Origin of the sequence: Clostridium sp. 1001271st1 H5 (genome assembly GCF_005845215.1) — a bacterium.
Taxonomy (GTDB): domain Bacteria; phylum Bacillota; class Clostridia; order Lachnospirales; family Lachnospiraceae; genus Enterocloster.
In genome coordinates, this window is sequence record NZ_SPHO01000002.1 from 202514 (window position 1) to 216024 (window position 13511).

At 49.3% G+C, this 13511-nt stretch carries 12 protein-coding genes; 7 read left to right on the plus strand and 5 right to left on the minus strand.

Annotated elements, in window-relative coordinates; genetic code table 11:
* Positions 1–90: 90 nt before the first annotated feature.
* From FGS84_RS04175 to FGS84_RS04190, 4 genes are all read right to left on the minus strand, one after another.
* The gene (locus tag FGS84_RS04175; RefSeq protein WP_138306420.1) at positions 91–1134 is read right to left on the minus strand and encodes a hypothetical protein; all 1044 of its coding nucleotides are present in this window, start codon (positions 1132–1134) and stop codon (positions 91–93) included.
* Positions 1135–1281: 147 nt separating this feature from the next.
* Entirely contained in the window at positions 1282–2688 is a 1407-nt protein-coding gene (locus FGS84_RS04180) for a sensor histidine kinase (RefSeq protein ID WP_138306421.1), read from the minus strand.
* Positions 2685–3395 carry a response regulator transcription factor gene (locus FGS84_RS04185; protein ID WP_138306422.1) on the minus strand — a complete coding sequence of 237 codons (711 nt, stop codon included), beginning with the start codon at positions 3393–3395 and terminating at the stop codon, positions 2685–2687. Before FGS84_RS04185 ends, FGS84_RS04180 begins: the two co-directional genes overlap by 4 nt.
* Before the next feature lie 27 nt (positions 3396–3422).
* On the minus strand, positions 3423–5861 hold the full coding sequence (locus tag FGS84_RS04190; protein ID WP_138306423.1) for an endonuclease MutS2: 2439 nt from the start codon (positions 5859–5861) through the stop codon (positions 3423–3425).
* A 189-nt stretch (positions 5862–6050) separates the two neighbouring features.
* Between FGS84_RS04190 and FGS84_RS04195 the strand changes: the two genes are divergently transcribed.
* From FGS84_RS04195 to FGS84_RS04230, 7 genes are all read left to right on the plus strand, one after another.
* Positions 6051–7391 carry a S1C family serine protease gene (locus FGS84_RS04195; RefSeq protein ID WP_138306424.1) on the plus strand — a complete coding sequence of 447 codons (1341 nt, stop codon included), beginning with the start codon at positions 6051–6053 and terminating at the stop codon, positions 7389–7391.
* A 197-nt stretch (positions 7392–7588) separates the two neighbouring features.
* Positions 7589–8533 carry an HD domain-containing protein gene (locus FGS84_RS04200; RefSeq protein ID WP_138306425.1) on the plus strand — a complete coding sequence of 315 codons (945 nt, stop codon included), beginning with the start codon at positions 7589–7591 and terminating at the stop codon, positions 8531–8533.
* A gap of 230 nt (positions 8534–8763) precedes the next feature.
* Positions 8764–10188: a 23S rRNA (uracil(1939)-C(5))-methyltransferase RlmD gene (gene rlmD / locus FGS84_RS04205; protein WP_138306426.1), complete on the plus strand. Its 1425-nt coding sequence runs from the start codon at positions 8764–8766 to the stop codon at positions 10186–10188.
* Between the two features lie 191 nt (positions 10189–10379).
* Positions 10380–11030 (plus strand): hypothetical protein, encoded by a 651-nt coding sequence (locus tag FGS84_RS04210; protein WP_138306427.1) that lies wholly within the window; start codon positions 10380–10382, stop codon positions 11028–11030.
* Positions 11031–11156: 126 nt separating this feature from the next.
* Positions 11157–11366: a hypothetical protein gene (locus tag FGS84_RS04215; protein WP_138306428.1), complete on the plus strand. Its 210-nt coding sequence runs from the start codon at positions 11157–11159 to the stop codon at positions 11364–11366.
* Positions 11367–11658: 292 nt separating this feature from the next.
* A complete protein-coding gene (locus FGS84_RS04225; protein WP_138306429.1) occupies positions 11659–12402 on the plus strand; it encodes a Nif3-like dinuclear metal center hexameric protein in 744 nt (247 codons plus the stop codon).
* Positions 12403–12441: 39 nt separating this feature from the next.
* Positions 12442–12786: a TIGR04076 family protein gene (locus FGS84_RS04230; RefSeq protein WP_138306430.1), complete on the plus strand. Its 345-nt coding sequence runs from the start codon at positions 12442–12444 to the stop codon at positions 12784–12786.
* A 165-nt stretch (positions 12787–12951) separates the two neighbouring features.
* On the opposite strand, the gene FGS84_RS04235 is transcribed toward FGS84_RS04230, so the two are convergent.
* Positions 12952–13446 carry a DUF6512 family protein gene (locus tag FGS84_RS04235; RefSeq protein ID WP_138306431.1) on the minus strand — a complete coding sequence of 165 codons (495 nt, stop codon included), beginning with the start codon at positions 13444–13446 and terminating at the stop codon, positions 12952–12954.
* Positions 13447–13511: the final 65 nt, after the last annotated feature.

Consider the following 13511-nt stretch of genomic DNA (forward strand, 5'->3'; position numbering starts at 1 on the left):
CACTGTGCCTGCTCCCTCTTTATCTTTTTGCCTGCTGACGCAACAGTCTGTTAATTGTAAAATAGCAGTCTATCCTATCCAGTGAGCCAGCTACATACCGGGAATCCATACGCCGGATTCATCCACCCAGCAGTTGTCAGGTGTGCGCGTGTTGGCATACATGGCTCCTGTGGAGGTATCCAGGTAATAGTGCTTACCATCTAATTCAATCCATCCTGTGACCATATACCCCTCTGGGTCGAAGTAGTACCACTGGCCGTCAATCTGCTGCCAGCTGGATACGGGGTAGGAACCGTCCGCATTGCTGTACCACCAGCGCTGGCCGTCCGCTGCTCTCTGCCAGGAGCCGGCCGTAGGCTGAGAATTGTCTGTGACAGCGTTGCCCAGGGCAGCGATGTCTGCCTCGCTTACGGTCCATGAGCCGGATGTGTTCCAGCTGCTCTTGGCGCTGTTGCTGGACTTGACGGAGCGGACCTTAAACTGATAGGTGCCCGGTGCCGTAATCTGGTCCTTGAAATTATAGGAGGTATTGTAGATATCCTTGATTTCACCTATGGCAGCCCCGTTTTTAATCAGCTGGGTCTGATAGTACTTGGCGTTTGAAACATCGTTCCAGGAACCGTTTCCATTATGAGCGGAATCCCATTGAAGGTTGGATGGGGCAGTAGCTGAGCTGGTATCAGCATCCTTGTCAAATATGAGCTGGACTGTAAGTATCAGAGTGGCATTGCTGTCCCTGCGCTTTGCGTTTACGAACTTAATCTTATCAAAACGGTATTTGCTGGAGGAACCTAAGGTCAGCTTAAAGTTGCTGGCAGAGGTATTGGTAAAATAATACTCCTCCTCGTCCTCCACGCCCAGGGTAATGTCCACCTGAGGCGGCTTGGAACTGCTCCAGGTGTCTCCGTCATCATTGGTGACCTCCCAGGAGTCCACATAATAGAGACTGGTATTGTCTCCGGTAGCAGTGACCTCCACGTCTCCGCCGTCCCGTCCCGTACGTATATCGGAGTCAATGGTGAGGTAAATCTTTCCCACCTTCTTCTTGCTTGCTGCCATGGCCGCAGGAGCCAGGACGGAAGAAATAAGGGAAGCAACTAACAATGCGGTGCCCACTTTTTTCCATGTAATCATGTCTGCCTGTCCTTTCTTTTTCAAATCATTTTGGAATGAATCATGTGTCTCTCCACTTATAACTATAGCACAATTTCCTGGCAAATGTCTTACGATATTATGAAGCATTCCTGTATTGTAAAATATTGCCAGGCACGCAGATTTTTTTTAAAGACTGGTGGAACGGGGCAGCGAAAAAATGAACTCGGTTCCCACGCCTTCCGTGCTGACCACGTCAATGTTCTCGCCGTGGGCCTGTATGATTTCCTTTACAATGGACAGTCCCAGTCCGGTGCCTTTTTTATCCTTGCCCCGGGACAAATCAGTCTTATAAAAACGTTCCCAGATTTTCTTTAAGCTGTCCTTGGGAATACCGATTCCCGTGTCCTTTACTGAAATAAATATCTTTTCATACCGTCCCGATGCCTGGATGTAGATGGTGGAATCGTGATGGCTGAATTTGATGGCGTTGTCTATGAGATTGTACATGACCTGCTGTATTTTTCCCAGGTCGGCAAAAACCATCTGGATGTCATCTGAGAAGGTGAGCTCAAATCTTACATTCTTTGACTCGCAGGTGCCCTCAAAGGAGGCCGCCGTATCCTTTATCACACGGTTGATGTCGAAATTGGTCCTGGATAGATAGCCTTTTGCATCCAGGGAGTTGAGGGTGAGCATGCTTTCTGTCAGCTTATGAAGGCGCTCTGTCTCGGATATGACCCTGGACAGGTATTTTTCATACATATCAGCCGGTATGGTGCCGTCCAGGATGGCTTCCAGATATCCCTTGATGGAAGTCAGGGGAGAACGGAAATCATGGGATACATTGGCGATGAAATTTTTCTGGTATTCCTCCATTTTATTCAGCTCATCGGACATGTAATTCAGGGTATCGGAGAGATAGCCCATCTCATCGTGGGTCTTAACGTCAATCCGGTAATCCAGGTTTCCGGCCGCATATTCATTGGCGCCCACTGTAATCTTGCGCAGGGGCAGGTACACGGTCTGGGTAAACACCAGAAGGATAATGAGGGACAGGCCGAACAGGACTGCGGATGTGATGTAAAGTATGCTTAAGATGCCGTTCTGGGACTGGTTGATTTCGCTGATAGGAAGGTGAATCAGCACATAGCCGTAGGTGTTGTAATTTCCTGTAATGGGGGCTGATACGCTGAGTACATTCCCGTTAAACATCCCGTAGTAATCCCCTATGGTATAGGACCGGTTCCCAATGGACGCAGGGTCAAAGTCGCTGATGCTGGACTGGACCCGGGTACCGCCCAGACTGTCCATGACCACGGTGCCCTGGCGGTTGACCACCCATATCTCTGCCCTTAGGTAGTGGGACAGCGCCCGTATTTGGGTGGAAACCTCCTCGGAATCCAGGCGTTTCCCCTGATACATGGTGCTGCATGACGAGGCAATGATATTTGCCTCGTCATATAGGGCGTCCGCCTTACTCTGAACCAGATAGTCGCGGGTCATTTTGGATGAAAATGTGGCAATGGCGATAAAACCCAGAAGACCGAAAATCAGATATCCCAGTATGAATTTGGAATAAAGAGAACGGGTCATCGTTTCACCTCGAATTTATAGCCGATTCCCCAGACCGTGGTAATGGCCCAGCTGTTGTGGTCTTTTATCTTTTCCCGCAGACGTTTGATATGTACATCCACGGTGCGGGTATCCCCAATGTATTCATAGCCCCAGATATGGTCCAGAAGCTGTTCCCTGGTAAATACCTGGTTGGGGGAGGCCGCCAGGAAGTACAGAAGCTCCAGCTCCTTTGGCGGCATCTCCACGGAATGGCCCATGTAGATAACGGAATAATTGGTAAGGTTTACAATCAAATCCGGGTACTCCACGTATTCGCCCTGCTGCTCAGTGGACGATGGGGCCGGGGCCGGAGCTGCCTGGTAACGGCGCAGCACTGCCTTGACACGGGCTACCAGCTCCTTGGAATCAAAGGGTTTAATCATATAATCATCCGCCCCCAGTTCCAGTCCCAATACCTTGTCGAAAATCTCTCCCTTTGCGGACAACATGATGACCGGCACCTGGGAGGAAGCGCGAAGCTCCCTGCACACCTGATAACCGTCCATACCCGGAAGCATCAGGTCCAGCAGTACCAGGTTGGGCCTGAATTCCGGAAATACCTTAAGGGCTTCCTCGCCGTCCCCCACAATCATTGTCTCATAACACTCTTTCATCAGGTAGAGGGAGATTAATTCTGCAATATTTGCATCATCATCCACAATCAGAATCCTCTGCTTCTCTGCCATGCTTTTGTTCCTCCTTGCTGCTGGTTTCTACTTAAATGTCACAACGGTTACGCCTGAATCACCTTCTCCGAACTGGCCCAGGCGGAATTCCTTTACATATTTGAGCTGGCGCAGGCGCTTGTGACAGGCGTTTTTAAGCGCTCCGGTGCCCCGGCCGTGGACCACACGCACGGTCTGCAGATGGGCCAGATAGGCATCGTCCAGATATTTTTCCATGGCAGGCACTGCCTCGTCCACTGTCATTCCTATGAGGTTGACCTCGGCAGATATGGTAGAGGATTTGGACATCTTAATCTGGCTGCTTCCGCTGCCCTTGCTCTTGGCGGTCTTTCCGCCGTAGCTCAGGGAGCTTCCGTCTCCCAGGGTGGCGCTTATATCCTTCTCATTCAGAAGCTCCAAATCCCTGATGTTTACCAGGGAACGGAGAATACCCATCTGTACATACAAATCCCCCCTGGCATTGGGAAGGGTGCTTACGGTGCCTTTCAGGTTCATGGACAGCACCTTGACGCCGTCCCCTATTTTCAGTTTCTTGGGTGAAATGGGCTGGCTGGGTCCCTTGGGCTTCACGGCCAGCTTTTCATCTGTTTTCTTCAGCTGGTCCCTGAGCCTGGCCCGTTCAGCTTCCAGCTCCCTGCCCACGCCTGAACTGGCGGCCAGCCTGTTAATCTGCTTAATGGTCTGGTCCGCTGTCTCCTTGGCCTCCCGCAGGATGCGCTGGGCTTCCTCGGTGGCATTTTTAAGAATCTTATCCTTGCGCTCGTCCAGACGCTCTTCCTTCTGGGTCAGACGGTTCTTCAGGGAGGCTATTTCATCCTTATAGGCATTGATTTCAGCCTGCTCCTTCTCAATGGTCAGCCGGCTGGATTCCAGGCTGGTCAGCAGGTCCTCAAAGGATTCATCTTTGGCCTCCAGATGGGATTTTGCATCGTCAATGATATAGCCTGGGAGCCCCAGCTTCTGGGAAATGGCAAAAGCATTGCTCTTGCCGGGAATACCGATGAGTAACCGGTAAGTGGGCTGCAGGGTTTCCACATTGAATTCACAGCATGCGTTTTCCACTCCGGGCGTGCTGAGTGCAAATACCTTCAGTTCGCTGTAATGGGTGGTGGCCATGGTGCGGCACTTCATGTTGTGCAGGAAGGAGAGAATGGCAATGGCCAGGGCGGCTCCTTCTGTTGGGTCCGTACCCGCACCCAGCTCGTCAAAAAGACAGAGGGACCGGGAATCGGCTTCATTTAAAATGCGCACAATATTAGTCATATGGGCGGAAAAGGTACTTAAGCTCTGCTCAATGCTCTGTTCATCCCCAATGTCGGCAAATACTTCGTCGAACACAGCCAGCTCCGAGCCTTCCCATGCAGGGATGTGAAGCCCGGACTGCCCCATAAGGGTAAACAGGCCAACTGTTTTTAAGGACACGGTCTTGCCGCCTGTATTTGGGCCGGTGACAATCAGCAGGTCGAATTCCTTTCCCAGCCATACATTGGTAGGAACAACGGTCTGGGGATTCAAAAGGGGATGGCGTCCGTCCTTGATATGGATGTAGCCTCTGTTATTGAACACAGGGGCGCTGCACTTATAATGGCGGGCCAGTCCGGCCTTGGCAAATATAAAGTCCAGCTGTGCCAGAAGCTCCATGTCCATGCGCAGCTCTTCGGTATAGGGCGCTGCCTGGTTGCTTAAGGAGGCCAGGACTGCTTCGATTTCCTTTTGCTCCTGTATTTCCAGCTCACGCATCTCATTGTTCAGCTTGATGATGGCCATTGGCTCGATGAAAAGGGTGGAGCCTGTGGCGGACTGGTCATGGACCATGCCGGATACCTGGTTTTTGTACTCTGACTTAACCGGCAGGCAGTACCGCCCGTCCCTCATGGTGATGACCGCGTCCTGCAGATAGGAACGGTTGGAGTTGAGGATGGAGTTCAGCTGGGTGTGGATGCGGTCAGCGGTCACCTTCATGGAACGGCGCACATGGGATAATCCCGGACTGGCATCATCCGCCACCTCGTCCTCGGAAAGGATGCAGCGTTTGATTTCGCTGTTCAGGGGGGTCAGGGGTTCCAGCCCCGCAAACAGGGGCTCCAGGGAGTCAAAATCATCCTCCGCCTGGCCGTTTCCCCTTCCGTCCTCATCGCCGTCATGGCGTCCGTAGGCCTTGGCCCTGGCTGCCACGGTCAGGAGGGAGCTCATGGAGAGAAGCTCGGGTATGCTTAAGGAACTGCCGATATCCAGCCGCTTCAGGGAGTCTCCAATGTCCCTGATGCCGGAAAATGACACGGAACCCTTAAGACGGATTCGTGTCACTGCATCCGTGGTTTGCGCCTGCCAGGTGCGCACTTCTTCCAAATCAGAGGAAGGGGAGAGGTTCCGGCAGAGGGCCTTTCCAAGGGGAGAGGCCGCGTATTCGGTCAGCTGGTTTATGATTTTATCGTATTCTAAAGTTTTTAACGCTTTCTGATTCATTGATTTCACCTGTGTTTTTCGTAAAAATGCTGGATTTAAAAGGACTTTTTCCCAAAAGCCGACATTTAAATTATACCATAAAAATCGATATTTACTATCTTTTTTACTATCTTTTCATATATAAAATCTTGCATAATACTGGGAAGAAACGTATAATAGAGGGTAAGAGTCTTCGCAAGGAGGAGTACTATGGCGGATAAACGTGCTGACCAGCATAGAGATTTAGACCGGCAGGACCAGACTCCGGACAAGTCCCATCGCTTTATCAATGAGAAGATTGTCCGGCAGCCCATGACCCGGAGGCAGATTGCCCGGAAAATCCTGCTGACCATTTTTTGTGCCGTTCTGTTTGGCGTGTTGTCGGCCATCTGTTTTGTGGTGAGCAAACCCATGGCGGAAAGGATTTTAGGCCAGGAGACTCCTGAGGAGAGCAGCCAGATTACCATACCAAAGGATGAGCCGGAAACAACGGCTGCCGTGGCGGCGGAGACAGAGCCCACAGAGCCGGCCATGACCGAGGCAGTGGATGAGATGGTGCGCTCCGAGATGGAGAAATACCGCTATTCCATTGATGATTTAAATAAACTGTACAGCAACCTGCGCACCATTGCCAGCGACGCGGACGACAGTCTGGTGGTGGTCCATTCCATCCAGCATGAGAAGGACTGGTTTGACAATCCCATCGAGACATCGGGACAGTTCTCCGGGGTGGTTATAGCCAGGACACGCACCGAGATTCTGATTCTCACGCCGGACAAGGCCGTGGAGGCAGCTGATTCCATTGAGGTGGCATTCCCGGACGGAACCATGATGGCTGGAATTGTGAAGCAGAGCGATACCATTATGGGATTGTCCGTGGTCAGTGTGGACGCGGCCCAGATGGACAGCGAGCAGTTTAAAAAGGTGGAGGCCATCAAGCTGGGCAACTCTTATGGAGTGAAGCAGGGCGACATGGTGGTGGCCATCGGTGCGCCGGCCGGTATTGTCCATTCCAGCGATTACGGAAACATATCCTATGTGGTGCGCAATGTCCATACGGTGGACGGCAGTTCCAGGGTGTTCTATACCAGCGCCAGCGGTGATGCGGAGGCTGGAACCTTTCTCCTGAACACTTCAGGCGAGCTCATTGGATGGGTTACGGACAAGTACGACGAGGATGGTGTCTGTAGGATGACCACAGTGGTGGCTATATCAGATTATAAAGGCATATTGGAAATGATGAGCAACGGTATTCCGGCCCCGTACTTCGGCATCAAGGGCCAGGAAGTGAGCCAGGCCATGGCGGACAGCGGAATGCCTTCCGGTATCTATGTGATATCGGCAGTGACAGACGGCCCTGCGTACAACGCAGGCATACAGCCAGGGGACATCATCACCTGGATGAACGGCGAGAAGGTAGGAAGCCTGAAGGATTTCCAGAACCAGGTGGAAGGCTTACACGCAGGCGATAAGATTAAGGTGGCGGTTCTGAGAAACGGCAAGGATGAATATAAGGAAATTGAGTTTACAGTAACAGTTGGAGCCAGGTAGCGGCTGGAGGTCCGGAGAGATTGGGCCATGAGGCAATCAGAGCCAGGCGGCAATGGAAGCAGGGAAATGTATGAAGTCAGGCAAAGAGGCCAGGCAGCGTTGACGCCTGGCTGCGTTGTTGTCAGGGGCTTGATTGACAGTGTTATAAATGGGTTTATTAATAGGTTTATAAAATAGAAAGATGAGGAAAAAAGAGCATGAGATATATTGACACCTTCAGGGAAGGTATGCACATTGCAGATGTGTACCTGTGTAAAAACAAGCAGATTGCCCTGACTAAGAACGGCAAGGAATACGGCAATCTGGTGATGCAGGACAAGACAGGTACCATTGACGCCAAAATATGGGATTTGGGTTCCCCGGGAGTGGGGGAATTTGAGACCATGGATTACGTTCATGTGGAGGCGGACGTGACCCTGTTCCAGAATTCCTTCCAGTTGAATGTGCGCCGGATTCGCAGGGCCCAGGAGGGCGAGTATATGGAAGCAGATTACCTGCCGGTGTCAAAGAAGGATATAAAAAACATGTACGAGGAGCTTCTGGGCTACATAAAAAGTGTGAAGAATCCTTACCTTCAGAAGCTGCTGTGCAGTTACTTTGTGGAGGATGCGGCATTTGCAAAGGCATTCCAGTTTCATTCCGCGGCCAAGACCGTGCATCACGGATTTGTGGGCGGTTTGCTGGAACACACGCTCAGCGTAACAAAATTGTGCGATTACTACGCCGGATACTATCCGATGCTGAACCGTGATTTGCTGCTGACAGCAGCTATTTTCCACGATATCGGTAAGACCAGGGAACTTTCACGCTTCCCGGAGAATGACTATACTGACGATGGACAGCTTCTGGGCCATATCATCATCGGTACGGAGATGGTAGGAGAAAGCATCCGCTCCATACCAGGATTCCCGGAAAAGCTGTCCACAGAGCTTAAGCACTGTATACTGGCTCATCACGGGGAATTAGAGTACGGCTCACCCAAGAAGCCTGCGCTTTTGGAGGCACTGGCCCTTAATTTTGCCGATAATACGGATGCCAAGATGGAAACCATGATAGAGGCGCTGCAGTCCGGCGGTGAGAATAAAGGATGGCTGGGATATAACCGGTTGTTGGAGTCTAATATCAGGAAAACAACGGAATAGAACGTTGGCGCTGGTTGATAAAGAGAAATAACAGGACCGAATAAATAAGGCTGAAAACATTTAGTTTGGGTACGGGATTGCGGGATGTGTCCTTGACCAGTGTGTTTTCAGCCTTTTGTGATAATGGGGCGGGATGGAAGAACTATATTGGCGTGATGGGGCAGCGCAGAGCAGCAGCAGAGAGCAGCAGATTATAATAACAGATTGAATGACAGGACAGGTGAAAGGGTATGGAAAAGAATCAGGAATTTATTGTGACAATAGAGGATATGAATGAGGACGGAGCAGGCGTGGGGAAATTGGATGGCTACATCTGGTTTGTCAAGGACGCAGTGATTGGCGATGTGGTGCGGGCAAAGGCCATAAAGATGAAGAAATCCTATGGATTTGCCAGACTGATGGAGGTATTGGAGCCATCCGGGTCCCGAGTGGCACCTCCATGCCCGGTGGCAAGGCAATGCGGGGGCTGTCAGCTTCAGGCCATGAGCTATGAGGAGCAGTTGAAATTCAAAGAGCGCAAGGTGATGAATAATCTGATGCGTATTGGCGGATTTGCTGAGGATGAGATTCATATGCTGCCGATTATGGGGATGGAGGAACCGTGGAGATACAGGAATAAGGCTCAGTTCCCATTTGGAAGGGACAAGGACGGAAACGTGATTGCCGGCTTTTATGCCGGGCGGACCCATGCCATCATTGAGTCCGAAGACTGTTTGCTGGGAGTTGAGGAAAACAGGGACATTCTGAATATAGTAAAACGCTTTATGGAGGAAATGAAGATTGAACCTTATGATGAGACATCGCATAAGGGATTGGTGCGCCATGTCCTGATTCGGAAGGGTTTTAAAACGGGTGAGATAATGGTCTGTCTGGTAATCAACGGAAAGAAGCTGCCCGGAGGGAAACGCCTGGTGGAGATGCTGTGCGGGGGCGACAGGCGTGAGAGAAAAGGAGAGAAAGTAAAGAGGGAGGAAATACAGGGGCATGGGATAAAAGGCATGACCAGTATTTCTTATAGTGTAAATCAGGAGAGAACAAATATAATTATGGGGAAAGAGATAGTTAATCTCTATGGACCCGGGTTTATTACAGATTACATTGGAAATGTGAAATATCAGATTTCTCCCCTTTCCTTTTATCAGGTAAACCCTGTACAGACAGAACGGCTTTACGGCACAGCGCTGGAGTATGCCGGGCTTACAGGGGATGAGACTGTCTGGGATTTGTATTGTGGAATTGGCACCATTTCTCTGTTCCTGGCCCAAAAGGCGGGAAAGGTGTACGGCGTGGAAGTTGTGCCTCAGGCCATAGAGGACGCCAGGAGAAATGCGGAAATTAACGGCATAAATAATGCGGAATTTTTTGCGGGAAAGGCAGAAGAAGTACTGCCGGAACAGTTTGAGAAAAATAAGGTCCACGCGGATGTGATTGTGGTGGACCCCCCAAGAAAAGGATGCGATGCGGTCTGCCTGGATACCATACTTAAGATGAGGCCGGAACGGGTGGTTTATGTGAGCTGCGACTCAGCTACACTGGCCAGGGATTTAAGGTATTTGGCAGATGGGGGGTATGAGGTGGTGCGGGTTAGGTGTTGTGATATGTTTCCTGGGACGGTGCACGTGGAAACCGTCACGCTTCTCGTGCGCAAACCCTGATTCTAGGCGGGCTAGCGGGATTATTTAAAGAAAACAGAGTTGCGTTTTTAAAGGAATAGAGATAGATAAGTTCCCGCAGATAGGGGCACGGGGATAACGCCTGATAGTTCAAAAATGAAGGTTTTGTTATGTGAATTAAACTATGTAGACCTATATATGCAGGGCAACAGACTATACCCCGGGAGGACTGTATGAATCTTAAAGAATACCAGTACTTATGGCAGGAAGAAAGCATATACTATGCGGAGCGTGTCAGCCGGTACAGCTACGTCATTACAACCCGTCCTCAGGAGGCCGGAGAGGACCGCAAGGTACTAATTATAGAGGATGATGAAGTATATAAAGCAGTCATACAGAAAATGCTGGATGCGGGCCGTGCGGTTGACTGCGGACGATGGAAAGAGGATGAATGCGCAGAGTGTGCCCTGAGGGATGGGAAGAAGGACAAACTGCTTCTCTGTCCTGACTGTAATCAAAAGAGCCTGCACTATAAAGCCGTATTAGGCGAGGTAAGCTATCTGTGCGATTCCTGCGGGGCTGGGGTGGTAACCAGTTATTTTCCTCCATGTTATACGGACGGTGAGACATACCATCTGAAGGTGCTGAATCCCATGGAACTATCATTAAAACAAATCAGGGAGACAGGTAAGATATTCAGTAGCAGATATAATCTGATTTATAGCAATATACACGCAGAACAGCCAATAACCACTAGGGGAGGTCTGATGGAACTGGCGGAAATGGAATATGCCTTGGAGAAGAAAGGTATCGTCAGCAGGATTGAGCCTGAGCCGCCCTACCCCCTGTATCGGTGTTGCAGAGAAACGGTGTGGAAAGAATAATATCATTTAAAAGGTAATCGCTAATTGAAAGCAGCTTTTCATTATAAGGGAATTCCATGGAATCAGATTCGTAGTCCGCAGAGGAACTGGACCGGCATGCGGCAAAACTGAAAAGGCGGGAGTAAAATGAGTAAATACAATAATTTGTGGAAATATGTGCAGGAAAACGGAAGCCAGTCATTCAAGCTGACGTTTGATGAAATTGCTGAAATTGCAGGTATAGAAATTGACCACTCTTTTTTGAAATTCAAAAAAGAATTAACAGAGTACGGTTATGAAGTCGGTAAAATATCCATGAAAGAACAGACAGTTATTTTTAATAAAATAGATTGCTGAAATTTTGTTTGCAGTGTTGGCTTTTGTATGGTTTTGCATATATATGGTTCGGTTTTCCGCGGATGGAAGGACAGAAGAGGTGATTGTAAACAGAGACAAAGAACCGTATAAGGAATCTGATATTGAGCGGGATAAAATCCAGGTGATGAATCGGATTAATCGCTTATGCGGGCGCACAGGAAATGCAGAACTAATGTTAAAATACATAAAATCAGGGCAATAAAGGAAGCGGGAGGCAAGAGAAAAATACGAAAAAAGTTGATTAAACTCAGAGGGAGAAGTGGAAAAAATAATGGATTATAGACACCTGAAAGAGCGGTTGATAAATATGTTTGACCCCGAAAAACTGCGTTCTCTTCCGGAAGAATGGGGCTTTTATAATGAGACAGAAAGAGATATAAGGCGCATCGGATATGCCACCAATCTAACAAATGAAATCATAGAAAAAGCGGAGGAAGAAGAGGTGGATTTCCTTCTCACACACCATGATTCATGGGAATTCATATATGGACTTAAGGCGCAGTGCAACGAAATGCTTCAAACATCCGGTATCACCCATGCCTTTTTTCACGCACCATTAGATGATGCAGACTTTGGCACAAGTGCATCGCTGGCGAAAGCCTTGGGAATGAGAAATTGTAAAAAAGTAATGCCGTACAGGGAGTTGTATTATGGGGGAATTGTGGGTGAAATAATACCCATGGATTTTGATTCTTTTGCAGTAACGCTTACTGAGATATTGCAGGAAAGTGTGCGCTGCAATCGGAACAATGACAGGCCAATCCGGCGGATTGCTGTTGCTGCGGGCGGGGGAAACATGACCGGTGATATGAAGGCAGCGGTGGAGCTGGGATGTGATACATATGTCACAGGGGAATATGCTCTGTATTCACAGCAATATGCCAGGTTTTGCGGGATGAATCTCTTTGTAGGAAGCCATACCAACACAGAGATTTTAGGTGTGAAAAACATGGCGGAACAGCTGGCCGGCGGAAACCAGGTGGATTTAATCAGAATCAAGGAACCAAATGATTAGTTTTTAAACATAACCCATTGACAAAAGGAGGTTCAGAATATGAAGAAAGTAAAGATAACTGTTTTAAAAACCACCCTGGACAAAGAACTGGCCCTGGAATACGGGGCAGAGGGCCTGACAGCCTGTCCCATGATGAAAGCAGGACAGGTATTTTATGCGGACTATGCAAAGCCTGAAGGGCTTTGTGATGAGGCATGGAAGGCCATTTACCAATATGTGTTTGCCCTGGCCCATGGCGCTGGAAGTGAGCTGTTCTATTATGGTGATTGGATTAGAAAACCGGGAGTCGCCATATGCAGCTGCAATGATGGACTGCGGCCTGTTATATTCAAACTGGAGTCTACTGACCAGGAATCTGCTATGGATTACGAGCCGGTCCGGTAAGAAAACTGCAGCAGTTTAAACCGTTTAAAGGGTTCATATCAGAAGAACAATGCCCGCCCGCCATACTGTACTTAGAGATGATACAGCATGGCGGGACGGGCATTACTTTATGGAAATTTACTTATCTGCGCAGTATATCACACGTCAATCCGACTGTTCCTGCCATCATTTTTCCGGACTCTGAAAAATAGAAAAACCAGGAGGAAAATAGGTAAACAGCAGAAAACAAAGCAGCAGAAGGAACACGGCCATGGATGTTACGTGACTGTATTTTCCCAAAAGGCAGTTTCCCGACAGCCTGCGGTATATGAGAAATGCAGCAATCACGGAACTGTAAAATAAGGCTATATCCAACACAAGAAAGTTACGCCCCAGCAATTTTGTATAGGAGTAAAACAGGACTGGTATCAGGAGGGTTCCCATGAGCAGTCCGGCATGAAATGCAGATGTGCGGCAGGGGTCGGTCACACCCTTCAGGCTCCATAGTCCAAACAGGAGCATTGGGAAAAACAGCAGTTTCATATGTTCCCAAACAGATTCATTGACAGGGGAAATGAGGCCGATAAGGGAATTGCAGCCGGACCAGCGGTAGGTGAAATGGAGAAGCGTCCCCATCAGGGCTACGGACAGAATCCCGGCAGTTGTTAGTGAAGTATTCATATGCACCTCCTGTTACACTGTATGAAACCAGGTCATATGATAGAACATTGGACAAAGATTGGAAG